Annotated in this window: 7 protein-coding genes; 5 read left to right on the top strand and 2 right to left on the bottom strand. The window is 71.1% G+C overall.

The window, feature by feature from the left end; all coding sequences use genetic code 11:
• Position 1 precedes the first annotated feature (1 nt).
• Together ACFRAQ_RS21075 and ACFRAQ_RS21070 are read left to right on the top strand one after the other, a co-directional pair.
• Positions 2 to 799, top strand: coding sequence for an ABC transporter permease (locus tag ACFRAQ_RS21075; protein ID WP_379101967.1), 798 nt, complete (start codon positions 2 to 4; stop codon positions 797 to 799).
• A gap of 135 nt (positions 800 to 934) precedes the next feature.
• On the top strand, positions 935 to 2581 hold the full coding sequence (locus tag ACFRAQ_RS21070; protein WP_379101965.1) for a hypothetical protein: 1647 nt from the start codon (positions 935 to 937) through the stop codon (positions 2579 to 2581).
• Between the two features lie 31 nt (positions 2582 to 2612).
• Here ACFRAQ_RS21070 and ACFRAQ_RS21065 read toward each other — a convergent pair whose 3' ends face one another.
• Together ACFRAQ_RS21065 and ACFRAQ_RS21060 are read right to left on the bottom strand one after the other, a co-directional pair.
• Complete coding sequence (locus ACFRAQ_RS21065; protein WP_379101963.1) at positions 2613 to 2975, bottom strand: hypothetical protein; 363 nt, start codon at positions 2973 to 2975, stop codon at positions 2613 to 2615.
• A gap of 258 nt (positions 2976 to 3233) precedes the next feature.
• Positions 3234 to 3593: a DUF4254 domain-containing protein gene (locus tag ACFRAQ_RS21060; RefSeq protein ID WP_379102218.1), complete on the bottom strand. Its 360-nt coding sequence runs from the start codon at positions 3591 to 3593 to the stop codon at positions 3234 to 3236.
• A 262-nt stretch (positions 3594 to 3855) separates the two neighbouring features.
• Between ACFRAQ_RS21060 and ACFRAQ_RS21055 the strand changes: the two genes are divergently transcribed.
• The 3 genes from ACFRAQ_RS21055 (at position 3856) to ACFRAQ_RS21045 (ending at position 18581) form a co-directional block, all read left to right on the top strand.
• Complete coding sequence (locus tag ACFRAQ_RS21055) at positions 3856 to 4719, top strand: helix-turn-helix transcriptional regulator (protein WP_357281481.1); 864 nt, start codon at positions 3856 to 3858, stop codon at positions 4717 to 4719.
• A 147-nt stretch (positions 4720 to 4866) separates the two neighbouring features.
• Entirely contained in the window at positions 4867 to 5280 is a 414-nt protein-coding gene (locus ACFRAQ_RS21050) for an AMP-binding protein (RefSeq protein WP_379101961.1), read from the top strand.
• Between the two features lie 41 nt (positions 5281 to 5321).
• Entirely contained in the window at positions 5322 to 18581 is a 13260-nt protein-coding gene (locus tag ACFRAQ_RS21045) for an amino acid adenylation domain-containing protein (protein ID WP_379101959.1), read from the top strand.
• Positions 18582 to 18684 lie beyond the last annotated feature (103 nt).

Here is an 18684-nt window from a genome sequence, read left to right as displayed (position 1 = left end):
CATGCTGGTGTGGACGCGTCGCGGGCGGGCCGTGGTGCTCGCGGTCTTCGGGATCGTCGTCACGGTGGTGTTCGTCGCGCCCATCGCGACCGTGGTGGCCGCGGCGCTGGCCGGGCACTGGACCGGGCCACTGCCCTCGGATCTCGGCTTCGCCAACTTCGATCGGGCGCTCTCCGGCGAGGAGTCCGCCAGCCTGTCCGTCAGCTTGCAGACGGCGCTGCTGGCGAGCCTGTTCTCGCTGATCCTCGGCACCTGGGCGGCCCTGGCCGCGATGGAGGCCCCGGCCTGGCTGCGGCGGCTCACCGACGCGGTGTTCCACGTGCCGGTCGCGGTGCCGTCGGTGGCGATCGGGCTGGGCGTGCTCATCGCCTTCAACGAACGCCCGCTGCTGCTGGGCGGCACCAGGTGGATCGTCATCCTGGCCCACACCGTGCTGGTGCTGGCGTACGCGTTCAGCGGCGTCTCCGCCGCCCTGGACCGGCTCGATCCGGGCTACCGGCAGGCCGCCGAATCACTCGGCGCGGGCCCGGTGCGCGTCCTGCTGCGCATCACCCTGCCGCTGCTGCTGCCCGCCCTCGGGGCCGCGGCCGGACTGGCCATCGCCCTGTCCATGGGCGAACTCGGCGCCACCATCATGGTGTACCCGGCCACCTGGAAGACGTTGCCGGTGAGCATCTTCGCGGCCACCGACCGCGGCGCGGTCTTCGACGCCGCCGCCAGCACCACCCTGCTGGTCCTCGTCACCCTCGTCGCCCTGGTACTGCTGGGCCGCCTGAAAGGACGTGCGGCGCTGCGCTGAACGGCGCGGCCGCACCCGCACCGCTGACCGGGTCATGAGGGGACGGTCAGCGGTGTCTTGCGTCGAGGCCCGGGCGTGGCGACGCCCGGGCCGGTAAACTCGCCTGGAACTCAGGTATCGGGCGGGGGCTGTTCGATGGTGGTTGTCACAGGTCTGTCCGGCGAGTCCTACGACGTCGACGGCGAACCCTTCTATGCCGCGGGCGCGCGCTCGGTGCAGTACCTCTGCCGGGATCCACGCGGGCACCAGCGGCTCTACAAGCTCTACCGGAACCCGGTCACCGCGCCGGATGCGATCGAATGGGCCCGGCAGGCCATGCTTTTCGGGCGGCAGACCGTGCTCGCCGCCACGGGCGGATCGTCCGGGGCGGCCGAGGCGGTGAACTGGCCGATCGACCTCGTCCAGCACGACACGGCGCTGATCGGCGCGGTCCTGCCGCTGATCCCCATGGACTATCTGCAACCCGACGGCAGGCCGCGCACCCTGGATCACCTGTGGGCCGCACCCGGGCAGACCACACCGTATCTCCGTGCGGGACTGGCGGTTCGGCTGTGCGAGATCGTGCGGGTGCTCGAGGAACGGCAGCTGATCCACGGGGACCTGTCGGCCGCGAACGTGTTGTGGCAGCCCGCCGCGCCGCTGGCCTATCTCATCGACACCGCCGGGCTGATGCCCGCCGACCGGGCGCACGATCGGTACAAGGATCGGTACGACCTGGCGGCGCTGCTCTACCGGACCCTGCTGCCCGACAGCGCGGGCCCGCCCGGCGCGCCGTGGCAGCCGGGCGGCGTGCCCGCCGATCTCGATCCGCGGGTGCGGGCGCTGTTCGACCGGGCCTTCGGCAATGGCGGATTCGGGCCCGACGCCCGGCCGTCCGCGCAGGAGTGGGGTGACACGCTGCGGACGGTGTACCTGACGCAGGCGGGTTTCGGCTCGTCGACAGCGCCGCTGCCGCCGACCCACACCTCACCGACCGGTTGGTCCGCACCGCAGCCGCTGGTGACATATCACGGTGCGCCCCCATCGAATTCGACCAATACCGCCCTCAAGGTGATCCTCGGCGTCCTGCTGGTGGTCCTCGTCATCTCCATCGGCGTGGGCGTGGTCGTGCTCTCCGGCGACGACAAGACCACCGACGGCGCCAAGGGCTCGAGCATCACCACCACCGCACCGACGACCACCACCAGCACCACCGCCCCGTCCACCTCCGGCACCCTCGGCACCTCCGGGGTCGACAAGGCCACCCTCAACCAGCAGGGCACCGACAAGACCCCGTTCACCGCCGACGCCCTGCTCCCGTCGAGCTTCACCGACAGCAAGGGTGTGGTGTTCACCCGCCGCTCCTCCGGCGTGAAGGACTGCGTCGCGAGCAATATGTCGCAGAACGTGAAGACCGCGCTGCAGGCCAACAAGTGCGTCCAGATGGTGACGGGCACCTACATCGACAAGTCCGACAAGCTCATGACGTCGCTGGAGGTGTTCGCCTTCCCCTCCAGCACCGAGGCCGAGGCCATCTACACCAGCCTCAAGGGCCAGAAGCAGACCTGGGACGTGTGGTGCCCCACCCAGGGCATCGGCGCCAGCGTCTGCCAGTCCGACCTCGATACCCTGTGGGCCGCAACCTATTCCAGCTGGGGTCGCTGGCAGTACCGGTACCTGTACGAGGCGTACTCGCTGTCGATCGATCTCGCGGTCGACGCCTCGCTCCAGCCCAGCCTGGACGCGCCGTCGCGCACCGTCCTGCAACTGGTCGGGCCCGACAACTACTGGAAACCTCGCTGACCCAACCACTTTCGCTCGAGCGGGGTGCGGGTCAGAGACCCGCGGCGGTGGTCAGGAGGGCGCGGGAATGGGTGTCGTCGGTGGCGCGGATGAGGCCCGCGGCGAGTAGATAGGCCGCGGCCATGTCCTCGGCGGAGCTCCGCAGCGCGGTGAGCGTGCCGGTGAGGTCGCGGCCCTTGCGTTCGAAGCCGCGCCGCAATTGCCGGGCGGACCCGAAATCGCCGAAGCCACCGAGGGTGTGGACACGGTGGCTGCGGTCGATGTGCGGATCCAGCATGGCCGCGAACCGCAGGAAGGTTGCGGCGCAGTGGCGCGCGGTGGCGACGTCCAGCCGGAAGTCGCCGGCGCGGGCCCGTTGATACAGGTCGGTGGCGGCGCCCTCGCCCTGGTTCATGTCGAACTCCCCCCTCATAGTGCGGAACGCCGTATTTCACCCGCACGGTCATGAATTCGAGTCCGTGTGAATGAAATACTTCGCGAATAAAACACCGGACGGTTGGTTCTAAACGCTTCCCACTAATTCAGGGCGGGCGTGCCGCGCCAGTCGACCACGCGGCACGCCGGGCGGGGCGCCCCGTTGCGCCCGCCGTCTACGGGCGGGACGAATCAACGATTCGGTGGCAATACATCAATTGTGTCAATGCATTCGGAGTCACTGTTCCGGCAAACGGCGACGGCCACCGGCCACGTCGAATACGAGATCAGTGTAGCCGTCAACCAGTTCGGCCAGGTGGTACCAGTGTTTATGGGTGTTGTCACTGGAAGCGCCCTCGTGATCGATCACCTGGTTGGCTTCGACCCAGCTCCGGGCCATGCGGTCCACCACGGCGCCCAGGCTCTCGGTGTGCATGGTGGCGCCGTTGCGGTGCTGCGGCAGTTCCTGCTCCACCCAATCGTTGATATCGTCAACGAGTTCGCCGCGGCGGCAATCGATCTCGCTGACCATCATGGGATCCCGTACCTGGGCGCGACGTTCGTGCAGTTCGGCGAGTGCGTGCGCGGACCGCAGCAACACTCGATCTTGAAATCGCCTCCCTTGGAACGCACAGAGCAATTGCGGAGCGGTCGGCAGAACGCCGGCTATCGACATGGTCATCGAGACTCCCTATACGCACCCGACAGCATCACTAATCGCACCAACATGATTGGTCTCCGGATTCAGCTATACCGGTCATCGGATCGGTTGTTCACGAATAGGCTAGCTGGATCATGCTCTTACAAATGCAAGAACGCAATACTGCGTTCTAGCAAGTGCGCCAAGCGAAAGGGTCGTCATGGCAGGCAAGCGCACCGTGCTCACTGTCCGTTTGCGGAGGCTCGCCGCGATGCTCCACGAGATGCGCGAGAGCGCCGGGCTCAGCAAAGAAGTGGTCAGCGCCAAGACCGGCATCAACGTCACCACGCTGTACCGGATCGAGACCGCCCAGGCCAGGCCGCAGCGCCGCACCCTGACGGCCATGCTGGACCTCTACGGCATCGGTGAACCCGCGCGTTCAGATGCCTTGCAGTTGCTGGTCGACGCGTTACGCCCCGGCATGGCAAGGTCTTTCGAGGATGCGGTGTCGGAGGTCTACGGCGCATACATCAACTTCGAGGCCGAGTCGCTCTCGGCGCGGTTCTTCCAATCCACCTACGTCCCCGGACTGCTGCAGACCGAGGCGTACGCCAGCGCGGTCTACCAGACCACCATGCCCAAGGTGTCGGATCAGGTTATCGAGCAACGGATTCGGGCTCGGCAGGAGCGATCGAAGGTGCTCACCAAGGACAACCCCCTGGAGCTGTGGGTGGTGCTCGACGAGGCCGTCATCCGCCGCATGGTCGGCGGCCCCGAGGTGATGAACCAACAGTTCAGTCAGCTGCTCGACCACACCAACAAGCGGAACGTGATCCTGCAGATCCTGCCCTTCGACGCCGGCGCGCACCCGGGCATGCTGGGCTCCTTCACCCTGCTCGACTTCCCCGACCCCGCCGACCCGGAGCTGGTGTACGTGGAGGGCATCGCCAGCGACGAGCTGATCGAGGGCCACCCGGAGGTGCGCCGCTACGGGGTGATGTTCGACCAGCTCCGGGCCATGGCGCTGAGCCCGCGCGACTCGATCACCATGATCTCGGCGGCCATGGACGCCTTGAACGGCTGATCTTCCACCCACCCCAGGGTGGGACAACGCGCACCCTCGGAGCGGATTCCGGCAGCACTGTGGTCGCTACCGGCGGCGGCTCGCGGCGGCGACAGTGGATACATACCGAACGCCACCGCAAGCGGCCCCTCCGAGAGGATGATGTTCATGTGCAAGACGGTCGAATCGCCCGCGGCTCCCACGGCCATCGCGGTGACCACCGCCGACTGCGACCTGAGCTACGCCGAACTGGATCGCTGGAGCAACCGGGTGGCGCGCATGCTGCTCGCTCTCGGGGTCCACCCCGGGGCCAAGATCGTGATCGCGGAGACGCCGCGAGTCGAGGCCGTGGTCTCCCGCCTGGCCATCGAGAAGACCGGCGCCACTCCCGTCCCGGTGACCACCGAGTCCAGCGTGGCCCGCGCCGACTTCGGCGTCACCACCAAGGCCGGACTGGATCTGGTCACCGACCCGAGCCGCTGGCTGGTGCTCGATGACCGCAGCACGCTGGTGCAGTACCTCACCGGCTCGGACGCCCCGCTCAGCGAGGCCGAACTGAACCTGGCGCGGAAGGCCTCCTGACCGCGCCGAAGCCGCCGCAGCCCGCAGAAGGTTCCCGCAGTATGGCTTTCAGCAGTCCCCTGCCCTCCACCCCTGACACCTCGGCGGCCCCTGACACCTCGGGAGCGTTCGCCCTCTCCGCCGCACAACGCGGCATCTGGTTCGCCCAGCAGCTGGCCGGGGACACCCCCGTCTCCATCGCCCAGTACGTGGAGCTGACCGGGCCGATCGACGCCGAACTGCTGGCCGACGCCGCACGCCGGGCCGGACGCGAGTTCGGCACCGGCTACCTGCGGCTGATCGAGATCGACGAACTGCCCTGGCAGCTGGTCGACACCACCCTCGACGACGCCGTCCAGACCGTGGACTGCACCGGCGCGCCCGACCCGCGCGCCGCCGCCCAGGAGTGGATGCGCGCCGAGTACACCGCGCCGCTGGACCTGACCCGCGACCGCCTGTGCACCATGGTGATGCTGCGGCTGGGCGAGGACAGCTGGTACTGGTACTCGCGGTTCCACCACATCCTGCTCGACGGCGTCGGCGCGCTCACCATGCTGCAGCGCACCTCGGAGATCTACAACGCCACCGCCACCGGGCAGGAGGTCCCGGCCGGCAAGGCCGAACCGTTGCAACGCATCGTGGAAGCCGATGCGGCCTACCGGAATTCGGACAAGCTGCAGGCCGACCGCGACTACTGGCGTGAGCACCTGGCAGGGATGCCGGAGCCCGCGCTGCTGGGGCGGCGCACCGGCGCGGTCGACGCCCACCCGCGACTGCTCAGCGGCGCGCTGCCCGAAGACACGGCGGCCCTGCTGGATTCGCTGACCGCCGCGCAGTCCACCAGTCCGGCGCCGGTCGTGGTGGCCGCCTTCGCCGCCTACGTCGGAGCCATGACCGGGGCGGGCGAGATCGTGCTGAGCCTGCCGGTGTCCGGCCGCACCACCGCCACGCTGCGCCGATCCGGCGGCATGGTCGCCAATGTGGTGCCGTTGCGCCTGCCGCTGTCCCCCACCGCCACCGTCGGCGACCTGCTGCGCGCCACCCAGGGTGAGCTGACCGCGGCGCTGCGCCGCCAGCGGTACCGGCAGGAGGACATCTTCCGCGACCTGGGCTGGGCCATGGACGAGGTCGCCGGCTTCGGGCCGACCGTCAACCTCATGCTGGCCGACACCCGCATCCGTCTCGGCGGGGTCACCGGGCAGCTGCACGTGCTGACCTCGGGCATGATCGACGACCTGTTCGTCAACGTCTATCCGGGCACCGGTGGCGAACCCACCCACATCGACTTCCAGGCCAATCCCAACCGCTACGACGAACCCGAACTCGCGGCACTGCACGCCCGGTTCCTGGACTTCCTGCACCGCTTCCTGGCGGGCGGCGTCGAACAGTCGCTGACCGCGGTGACCGCGCTGTCGGAGGCCGAACGCGCCGCACTGGCCCCCGCGCGCGGCCGCGACGGCAGCCGGCCCCACACCCTGCCGGAGATCCTGGCGGCGGGCGCGGCGAAGTCCCCGTCGGCCATCGCGCTGCGGGTGGACGGCACCGCCTTCACCTATCGCGAGCTCACCGAGTACGCCCACCGGCTGGCGCGGGTGCTGATCGCCGCGGGCGCGGGACCCGAACGCGCCGTGGCGATCTCGATTCCCCGCTCCGCCGAGTCGGTGCTGGCCATGTGGGCGGTCGCGGCGACCGGCGCGGCGTTCGTGCCCGTCGATCCCGGCTATCCGATCGACCGGATCGAGCACATGCTCACCGACAGCGGCGTGGTCGCCGGCGTCACGGTGGCGGGCTCGCGGGCCGCGCTGCCGGACCGGGTGCGGTGGCTGGTCCTCGACGATCCGGAGACCGAGAACACCATCGCCGCAACGGATTCCGCTCCTATCACCGACGCCGACCGGTCCGCGCCCGTGCGCCTGGACCAGGTCGCGTACCTCATCTACACCTCCGGCTCGACGGGTCTGCCCAAGGGCGTCGCGGTCACCCATCGTGGTTTGACGAATCTGGTGACCGGGTCCGGGGCGGCGTTCGGGGTCGGCTCCGACGCCGTGGTGGCGCACGCGGTCTCCCCCAGCTTCGACATCTCGGTGGAGGAGCTGCTGGTCGCGTTCGCGGTCGGCGCGACGGTGGGCGTGGTGCCCCCGGCCGCCTACGCGGGCGAGGATCTGGCGCGGGTGCTGCGCACGCTCGAGGTCACGCACCTGAATGTGACTCCGGCGGTGGCGAATTCGCTGGAACCGCAGACCTTGCCGCGGCTGCGGACCGTGGTGGTGGGCGGCGACTCCTGCCCGCCGGAGCTGCCGGTGCGGTGGGCCGGGCGGTGTGTCATCAACGGGTACGGGCCGACCGAGGCGACCATCACCGCGACCCTCAGCGCGCCGCTGACGCCGGGCGAGGCGATCACGATCGGCGCGCCGTCGCGCGGGGTGGGGGCGCTGGTCCTCGACCCGTGGCTGCGGCCGGTGCCGCCCGGGGTGGTCGGCGAACTGTATTTGAGCGGTGCGGGTCTGGCGCGCGGCTACCACCAGCGCATCGGGCTCAGCGCCGGACGGTTCGTGGCCAGCCCCGTCGATCCCGGCGCCCGGATCTATCGCACCGGCGACCTGGTGCGCTGGCGGCGGCGGTCCGGCCGCTGGGAGCTGGAGTATCTGGGCCGCGGCGACACCCAGGTGAAGGTGCGCGGCTTCCGCATCGAACTCGGCGAGGTGGACGCGGCCGTGGCCCGGCACCCGGGCGTCGAGATGGCGGTCACGATCGGCGCGACCACACCCGGCGGGGCGACCGCGCTGGTGTCGTACGTGCTGGCGGCCGATTCGGTGGTCGCGCCCGAAGACGTGAAAACCACCGTCGCCCAGCAGCTTCCGGCGCACATGGTGCCGTCGGTGGTGATGGTGCTGCACACGCTGCCGCTGACCCCCGCGGGCAAGGTGGACCGGCGCGCGCTGCCCGCACCCGACTTCGGATCCGGGCCGCGGGCCGGACGCGCACCCTCGACCGACGCCGAACGGGCGTTGGCCACGGTATTCGAATCCGTGCTGGGTGTGGAATCGGTGTCGGCCGACGACAATTTCTTCGCCCTCGGCGGCGACAGCATCGTGGCCATCCAGCTGGTGGCGCGGGCCAAGACCGCCGGACTCGGGCTGCGCGCCCGGGATGTGTTCGAGCACAAGACCGTCGCCGGGCTGGCCGCCGTCGCCACCGCGGTCACCGCGCCGGTGATCGAGGAGCTGCCCGGCGGGGCGGTGGGCCCGGTGACCCTCACCCCGATCGTGCACGACATGCTCGAGCAGGGCGACACCTGGCCGAGATTCGCTCAGGCCGTGCTGATTCCGCTGCCGCACACTGAAGACATATTCGCCTCCGGCGAAGCCGCCCGGTCCCAGCTCGCCGCGGGCGTCCAGGCCCTGCTCGACCGCCACGACCTGCTGCGCAGCACCCTCACCCACGAGCCCGGCACCGGCGAGCACCCCTGGGTGTGGCGGGTCGGCGAGCCCGGCGCGGTGGAGGCCGGAGCCCTCATCGACACCGTCACCGCCGAACCCGACAGCGACGGCGACGGCGAGGACGAATTGCAGCGCGCCGCCGACCTGCTCGACCCCTCGGCCGGGGTGGTGGCCCGGTTCGTCTTCATCGACCGCGGCGAGGCCCTGCCCCTGCTGTGGGTGGTGCTGCACCACCTGGTCACCGACGGCGTCTCGTGGCGCATCCTGCTGCCGGACCTGGCCACCGCGTGGGCGGGCGGCACCCTCGCGCCCGTCGGCACCTCCTTCCGGCGCTGGGCGCACGGGCAGTCGGAACAGGCCCCGGCCCGCGCCACCGAACTCCCCTTCTGGCGCGAGGTCCTCACCGCGCCCGACCCGCGGCTGGGCACCCGCGCCCTGGACCCCGAGCTCGACACCGTGGCCACCATGGGTCAGCTGCGCACCCTCATCGACCCCGATACCGCCACGGCCGCACAGGAACTCATTCCGGCGCGGTTCCACTGCGGACTCGAGGACGCGCTGTTGACCGCGCTCGCCCTCGCCTCGAGTCAGCTGCGGCAGACGCCGCGGACCCTGCTCACCGTCGAGGGCCACGGCCGCGAGGAAGCGGTGCTGCCGGGCGCGGACATCTCCCGCACCATCGGCTGGTTCACCAGCGTGTTCCCCGTCGCCCTCGACCTGGGCGAGCTCGATCTCGACGACGCCTTCCACGGCGGGCCCGCGGCGGGCGCGGCGCTCAAGGCAGTCAAGGAGCAGCTGCGGGCCATCCCCGACAAGGGCGTCGGCTTCGGCATGCTGCGCCGGCTCGACGCCGCGACGGCGGCCGAACTCGAGGGCGCGCCCACACCGCAGATCAGCTTCAACTATCTCGGCCGCACGGGCGCGGGCGTGGAGCATCCCGGCGGTGCGGAAACCCCGTGGGTACCGGTCCGATTCGCCGCCACCCAGGACGACGCCGCGCCGCTGGCCGCCGTCATCGACATCAATGCCTTCCACACCGCCGCCGGACTCGAGGTGACCTGGGCCTACGCGTCGCGGGTGCTGTCCGCCGCGCAGGTGGAGGAGTTGGCGCGGCTGTGGGGGCTGGCGGTGACCGCGCTGGTCACCCACGCCCGGCGCGCCGGGGCGGGCGGGCACACGCCCTCGGACTTCCCGCTGGTGGCCGTCGAGCAGGCGCAGATCGACGCCTGGGAACGCGAATACCCCGACCTCACCGAGGTCTGGCCGCTGTCACCGTTGCAGTACGGCCTGCTCTTCCACGCCCGCTACGACACCGACACCGCCGACGGCTACACCGTGCAGACCCAGCTGAACCTGGCCGGGCGCGTCGACTCCGGGCGGCTGCGCACCGCGGCGGCGGCCCTGCTGGAGCGGCACGAGGTGCTGCGCGTCGCCTACGTCGAGACCCCCGACGGGCCCCGGCAGCTGGTGCTCGGCCAGGCCGAGATCCCCTGGCAGGACATCGATCTCACCGGCATCGCGGAGCCGGCGGAACGGCAGCGGGAACTGGCGCGCCTGATCGCGGTGGACGCGGGCACCCGTTTCGATCTCACCCGGCCGCCGCTGCTGCGCTTCAGCCTCATCCGCACCGACGCCGAGGCGTACACGCTGCTGATGACCAATCACCATCTGGCGCTGGACGGCTGGTCCACGCCGCTGGTGGTGCGCGAACTCCTCGCGGGCTATCTGGCCGCGGTCACCGGGCACGAGATCCCGCAGACCCCGGCGCACTCCTATCGCGAATTCCTGACCTGGCTCGGCGAACAGGACGACGCCGTCTCGCTGGCCGCCTGGACCGAGGCCCTGGCCGGGGTCGACTCCCCCACCCGGGCGATCCCCACGCTGGCGGGCATCACCTCCACCGAATCCGGCATGGTCTCCGCCGATTTCGGCACGGCGAAACTGGAGCAGCTCACCGAGACCGTACGCGCCGCCGGGGCCACGGTGAACACCGCGGTGCAGGCCGGGTGGGCGCTGCTGCTGGCCATGCTCACCGGACGCACCGACGTGGTCTTCGGCGGCACCGTCTCGGGACGGCCGCCGCAGCTGGGCGGCGTCGAGGAGATGGTGGGGCTGTTCATCAACACCCTGCCGGTGCGGGTGCGACTGGATCCCGGTGAGCGCGTGGGCGATCTGCTGGCGCGGGTGCAGACCGAGCAGGCGCGGCTGCTGGACCATCAGCACGTCGGGCTGGCCGCCATCCACCGGGCGGTCGGGCTGCCGGAACTGTTCGACACCCTCACCGTGTTCGAGTCCTACCCCATCGACCGCGAAACCCTCTCGCGGGCACTGGATATCGCGGGCATGCGAATCCTGGACGTGTCCGGCACCGACGCCACCCCCTACCCGCTGAACCTGATGGTGATCCCGCAGCGCGCCGCCGACGGCAGCGAAAGCCTGCGCATCACCGTCAAATTCATGGCCGACGAACTGCCCGAGGCGGCCGCGCGGCGACTGCTCGACCGGTTCCTGCTGCTGCTCGACCAGATCGCCGAACACCCCGAACGCCGCACCGCGCAGCTGCAGCACTGCGACCCCCTGGAGCGGGCGCAGCTGGTGCCGGTTCGCGGCGGCGCGCCCACCCCGCTGCGCACCCTGCCCGACATCCTCGCCGCGGGCGCGCGCGCCAACCCCGATGGCGTCGCGATCAGCTCCGGCGCCGTGTCCATGACCTACCGCGACCTCGACGCCTGGTCCAACCGGTTCGCGCGAGTCCTGTTGCGGCGCGGGGTCGGTCGCGAGACCTTCGTGGTACTGGCCCTGACCAGGTCGGTGGAATCGGTGGTCGCGGTGTGGGCGCTGGCCAAGACCGGCGCGGCGTTCCTGCCGCTGGACCCCAACTATCCGGTCGAACGCATCGAGCACATCCTCACCGACTCGCGCGCGCCCATCGGCGTCACCGTGTGCTCGGTTGGCGAGACCCTGCCCGGCACCATCGACTGGCTGCTGCTCGACGACCTCAACACCATCCGGCGCGTCATGACCGTCTCCGACGCGCACATCACCGACGACGAACGCGGCGGGCCCATCAACCTCGCCCAGACCGCGTACCTCATCTACACCTCCGGATCCACCGGCAAACCGAAAGCCGTGCTGCTCAGCCACCGCGGACTCGCCAATCTCGTGGCCTCCCAGCAGAGCCTGCTCGATCTGGACCAGACCTCCAGCACCCTGCAGGTGGCCTCGCCCAGCTTCGACGCCTCGGTGCACGAGCTGCTCATGGCGCACGGCGCGGGCGGGCGGCTGGTCATCTCGCCGCCCGACGTCTACGGCGGCGACGCCCTCGAGGAGCTGCTGCGCACCGGAGGGGTCACGCACGCGGTCATCACGCCGTCGGTGCTGGCCACCATGAACCCCGCCGGACTCGACGACCTGACCTGCCTGTCGGTCGCCGGTGAGGCCGCCGGACCCGAACTGGTGGCGGCCTGGTCGGCCGGACGGCGCATGGTGAACCTGTACGGGCCCACCGAATTCAGCGTGTGGGCCACCGGCCCCGGCGAGCTGCGGCCCGGCGAGCAGATCACCATCGGCGCCCCCGTGCGCGGCGCCGCCACCCTGGTGCTCGACAGCTGGCTGCGGCCGGTGCCGCTCGGGGTGACCGGCGAACTGTATCTGGCCGGGCCGGCGCTGGCCCGCGGCTACTTCAACCGGTTCGGGCTCACCGCGGCCCGCTTCGTCGCCAATCCCTTCACCGCGCCCGGCGCGCGCATGTACCGCACCGGCGACATGGTGCGCTGGGTGGAGGTCAAGACCGCGGACGGCACCCAGCTGGAACTGGAATACCTGGGGCGCAGCGACTTCCAGGTCAAGATCCGCGGCCTGCGCATCGAACTGGGCGAGATCGACGCCGTGCTGGCCGCCGACGAGCAGGTCGACTACGCCGCCACCCTCGGCTGCCCGGGCCCCGGCGGGCAGACCGTGCTGGTCTCCTACGTGGTCGCCGCCGCCGGACAGCGCCTCGACACCGAACTGCTGCGCACCCGCATCGCCGCGGCGCTGCCCGGCTACATGGTGCCCAGCTACCTCATCGAACTCGACGACGTGCCGCTCACGCCTGTCGGCAAACTGGACCGGAACGCCCTGCCCGCACCGGATTTCGCGACCCTCGACCAGCGGTACCTCGCCCCGCGCACCGCCGTCGAGACCGCCGTCGCCCAGGTGTTCGCCGACGTCCTCGAGACCGACCAGGTCGGCATCGACCGGTCCTTCTTCGAACTGGGCGGCAACTCCCTCACCGCCACCCGCGTGGTGGCCCGGGTCAACGCGGCCCTCGGCGCGACCATCGCACTGCGCGACCTGTTCGACGCGCCCACCGTCGCACAACTGTCCTCGCGCATCGTGCCCGGCGCGGAACTCCCCGGCCTGCCGACCCTGGCCCCGCGCATCCGGCCGGACCGGATCCCGTTGTCCCCCGCCCAGCAACGCATGTGGGTGCTCAACCGGCTCGACCCGAACTCGGCCGCCTACAACATCACCGCCGCCCTGCGCCTCACCGGCGAACTGGATGTCGACGCCCTGCGCCGGGCGGTCGCCGACGTGGTGACGCGGCACGAATCGCTGCGCACCATCTATCCCGCCGACGCCGACGGCCCCCGCCAAGTGGTGCTCAGCGCCGACGCCGCGGCCCCCGAGATCAGCTTCGCCGACACCGACGACGGCCCCGACCTGCACGCCGCCATCGCCGAGAACACCGGGACCGGTTTCGATCTCACCCGCGAAGCCCCGCTGCGCGTGCACGTCCTGCGCCTCACCCCGCGCCCCGGCGAACCCGCCGAACACGTGGTGGTGCTGGTGGTGCACCACATCAGCGCGGACGGGGCCTCCATGGCGCCGCTCGCCACCGACCTCGTCACCGCCTACCTCGCTCGCACCCACGGCGCCGAGCCCGAACGGCCGCCGCTGCCGGTGCAGTACGCCGACTACTCGATCTGGCAGCGCGAACTGCTCGGCGACGAGAACGATCCCGAATCCCGTGCCGCACAACAGGTCCGGTTCTGGAAGGAGCGTCTCGCCTCGACACCGGACGTGCTGGAGCTGCCCACCGACCGGCCGCGGCCCGCGGTGCAGAGCCTGCACAGCCGCGACCTCGAATTCCGCATCGACGCCGGCACCCACGAAGCGCTCACCGCCCTGGCGGCGGCCACCGACACCAGCCTGTTCATGGTGTTGCACGCCTCGCTGGCGGTGCTGCTGTCCCGACTGGCCGGCACCCCGGACGTCCTGATCGGCACCGCGGTGGCCGGGCGCGGCGAGGCCGCCCTCGACGACCTGGTCGGCATGTTCGTCAACACCCTCGCGCTGCGCACCCCGGTCGACCCGGCCCTGGGATTCCGGGACTTCCTGGCGCAGGTCCGGACCGCCGACCTGGACGCGTTCGCGCACGGCGACGTGCCGTTCGAACGACTCGTGCAGGTCCTGGACCCGCCGCGATCCACGGCCCAGCACCCGCTGTTCCAGGTCTCGCTGTCGCTGCAGAACTTCGAACCGCCCACCGTGGAATTCCCGGGCCTGCGGGTCGAGGTCGAACCCATCGAACGCGACGCCTCCCAGTTCGACCTGACCTTCGACCTGCGCGCCCCGCTGCCCGGCTTCGACGAGGCCGGACTCGACGGCACCCTCACCTTCGCCACCGACCTGTTCGACGAGACCACCGCCTCGCGACTGGTCACCCGCTGGCGGCGCGTCCTCACCGCCGTCACCGCCGACCCGGGCATCCGGCTCTCCGACATCGAACTGCTCGACCTCGCCGAACGCGCCGCCCTGGTCCCGGTGCGCGGACCCCGGACCAGCGGAATCACCACCCTGGCCGAGGTGTTCCGGGCCGCCGCCACCGCGCACCGGCTGTGCCCGGCCATCATCGCCGACGGGCGCGCGGTGTCCTACCGCGAACTCGACACCGCCTCGCAGCGGCTGGCCATGCAACTCTCCGCCGCCGGAGCCGGATCGGAAACCGTGGTGGCGCTGGCCCTCTCGCGCGGCGCGGAACTCATCACCGCGATCTGGGCGTGCGCCAAGGCCGGGGCCGCGTTCCTGCCCATCGACCCGCGCCACCCCCTCGACCGCATCGACCACATGCTCGCCGACTCGGACGCGGTGCTCGGGCTCACCACCGGTGCGCACCTCGAGGCGCTGCCCGACCGGATCGGCTGGCTGGTGCTCGACGACCCGGCCGCCTCCAGCGTGCGAATCCCGCTCGGGGGCGGGCGAGTTCGCGCCATGCGCAGCCACCCGGACCAGCCCGCGTGGCTGATCTACACCTCCGGGTCGACCGGCACACCCAAGGGCGTGTCCGTATCGCACCGCGGCATCGCCGATCTGGTGCGGGCCCAACGGGAACAGCTGGCGCTGGGCGAGCACTGCCGCGTACTCCAGGTCGCCTCACCGAGTTTCGACGCCTCCGCCTTCGAAGCGCTCATGGCCTTCGGATCCGGCGGCACCGCCATCGTGGCCCCGCCCGACGTGTTCGGCGGCGAACCGCTCACCGAACTCATCGCCACCCAAGGGGTCACACACCTGGTCATCACGCCGTCGGCGCTGGCCACCCTGGACCCGGACGCCGTGTCCAGCGTGCGCGTGCTGGCCGTGGCGGGCGAGGCCATCGGGCCGGATCTGGTGGCGCGCTGGGCCACCGGGCGCACCCTGATCAACCTGTACGGTCCCACCGAATTCACTATCTGGGCAACAGCTTCCGACCCGCTGGTGGTGGGGCAGCCCGTGACCATCGGCGCGCCGATCCGGGGCGCGGCCACCCTCGTCCTCGACGACCGGCTGCGACCGGTCCCCATGGGCGTCGCCGGCGAGCTGTACCTCGCCGGGCACGCGCTGGCCCGCGGCTACCACAATCGACCCGGCCTCACCGCCGCCCGCTTCGTCGCCGACCCGTACGGGCGGCCCGGCGAACGGCTCTACCGCACCGGCGATCTCGTACGCTGGACCGGCTACCTCGACGAACCGCGCCTGGAATACCTGGGACGCACCGACTTCCAGGTGAAGGTGCGCGGACAGCGCATCGAACTCGGCGAGATCGACGCCGCGCTGTCCGCCGCCGACGGCGTCGAATTCGCCGTCACCCTCGGCGTTCCCGGCCCCGGCGGGGCCACCGCCCTGGCCGCCTACCTGCTGCCCGAACCCGGCCGTGAGATCGACCTCGCCGACCTGCGCGCCCACGCCGCCGACCGGCTGCCCGGCTACATGGTGCCCTCGGCCTTCGTGGTGCTCGACGCCATCCCGCTCAACGCCGTCGGCAAACTCGACCGGCGCGCACTGCCGGCCCCGGTGTTCGAGGCCGAGACCGAATACCGCGCGCCCAGCGGCGACCTGGAGACCGCGCTCGCCGAGATCATCGCCGAACTGCTGGGCCGCGACAAGGTCGGCGTGCACGACTCGTTCTTCGCCCTCGGCGGCGACAGCATCCTGGCGATCCAGCTGGTGTCGCGGGCCAAACTGCGCGGCATCGAACTGACGCCACTGCAGATCTTCGAACACCGCACCGTCGCCGCGCTGGCCGCGCTCGCCGCGGCCGGAGGCGACACCGTCGTCCTCGAGGAACTGCCCGGCGGCGGCGTCGGCGACCTGCCGCTCACCCCGATCGTGCGCTGGATGCTCGAACGCGGCGGCGACCACCGGCGATTCGCGCAGACCGCGGTCCTGGAACTGCCGCAGGGGATCAGCCGCGAACAACTGGTCGCCACCGTCACCGCCGTCGTCGACCACCACGACGCGCTGCGCGCCCGGCTCGCCCAGGAAGACGGCGAATGGCGGATGAGCATCGGGGAACCGGGCTCGGTCGACGTCGACGCACTGCTGTACCGCATCGAATTCGATACCGCCGACGCGGTCGACCTGCGCGAATACGCCATCACCGAAACCGATTCCGCACTCGGCCGCCTCGATCCCGCCACCGGCACCGTACTGCAACTGGTGTGGCTCGACCCCGCGCCCGGCAGCCCCGCCGACCGCCGCGGCCGGCTCATCCTGGTCGCCCACCACCTCGTCACCGACGGCGTCTCCTGGCGCATCCTCGTCCCCGACCTGATCGCGGCCTGGGCACAGATCAGCGGCGACGCCACCCCGATCCTCCCCGAGACCGGCACCTCGCTGCGCCGCTGGGCGCACGCCCTCGAGGAGGCCGCACGGCGCGAAACCCGCACGGCCGAACTGGATTACTGGCGCGAGGTGACCGCCACCCCCGACCCGCCGGTCGGGCCGCGCGAACTGGACCCGGCCGTCGACCGGGTCCCCACGGTGCGCGCCGTGGAGATCGAACTCGACGCCGAGGCCACCGACACCCTGCTCACCACCCTGCCCGGACTCTTCGACGGCACCGTCGAGGACACCCTGCTGGCCGCGCTCGCCCTGGCCGTCATGCGCTGGCGCATGGACCCGTCCGAGGCGGTACTGGTCCGGCTCGAAGGACACGGACGGCAGCAGGAGATCGTGCCGGGCGCGGACCTGTCCCGCACCCTCGGCTGGTTCACCACCGTCTACCCGGTGCGACTCGACCTGTCCCACATCCCGATCCGGGACGCCTTCGCGGGCGGACCCGCCATGGGCGCGGCCATCCGGGCCGTCAAACACCAGCTGATGGCCGTGCCGGACAAGGGCATCGGCTACGGCCTGCTGCGCTACCTCAACCCCGAGACCGCCGCGGCCCTGCCGCACCGGGTGCCCGGGCGCATCGGCTTCAACTACCTCGGCCGCTACGCCACCGCCGACATCCCGGCCGGGCTCGAGGACCTCGGCTGGCTGCCCACCGACGAATTCGGCGACCTGCGCACCACCGAACACGCCGACGTGCCCGTCACCGCCGAGATCGAGATCAACGCGGTGGTGGCCGGAGACCGGTTGCAGGCCGCCTTCACCTTCCCGCAGACCCTGCTGCCCCGGCACGAGATCACCATGCTCGCCCACCTGTGGACCGACGCGCTCGCCGCCGCGGCGTACTTCGCCACCTCGCCCGCCGCCGAATTCGCGGCCGAGGCCGAACGCAAGCACATGGCCGAACTGCGCGAGCAGCAGGCGGCCGCCGCGCTGGCCGCCTCGCGCGCCGAAGCCGGTCCCGGACTCGGCCTGGATGTGGTGCTGCCCATCCGGCCCGGCGGCGACGAGCCACCGCTCTTCTGCGTCCATCCATCGTCCGGCATCGCCTGGACCTACCTCGGATTCGCCGAGGCCCTGGCTCCCGGACGGCCGATCTACGGCCTGCAGGCACCGGACCTTTCCGGCGAACCGCACGCCCGCAGCATCGGCGACTTCGCCGAACGCTACGTGGCCGAAATTCGCAGACTCCAACCGAACGGGCCTTATCATCTGCTCGGATGGTCATTCGGCGGCCTGATCGCGCACGCCGTCGCCGCCCAGCTCGAGGCAACCGGAGACGAGGTCGCCACCCTGGCCCTACTCGACGCGGACAGCACCGATATCGACGGTGACAGCATCGACAAGCTCACCGCCGGTTCCTTCGTCGCGACCTTCGGGTCCGTCTTCGGCATCACCGACATCCCCGCCGACACCACCGCCGCGCAGGCCGCCGCCATGATCCGCGACCGCATGGGCGGGGTCGACCTGGTCGACGCCACCACCCTGGAACGGATGGCCGCCTCCTACAACGCCTCCGCCGCCACCCGCACCGGCTACCAGCGGCCCGTCTTCCACGGCGACGCACTGTACTTCAGCGCCACCGTGCACACCTCCGACATCTTCGGCCCCGAAGGCTGGCGGCCCTGGATCACCGGTGCCATCACCAACCACGACATCGACGTCAGCCACGAAGAACTGACCGCACCGCACGCGCTCGCGGCCATCGCCCGAATTCTCGACGCGCACCTGGGAGGGACGCCGTGAACACCGACAATGGCAAACCCGATACCACCGATGTGAACACCACAGCAGGCACCCTCGGCACCGCCGAACCGGCCACCCCCGGCACCGCCGAGCCGGCTGCCAC

Origin of the sequence: Nocardia sp. NPDC056611, from assembly GCF_042792755.1 — a bacterium.
Classification (GTDB): domain Bacteria; phylum Actinomycetota; class Actinomycetes; order Mycobacteriales; family Mycobacteriaceae; genus Nocardia.
This window is presented reverse-complemented; position numbering and strand designations above follow the sequence as displayed.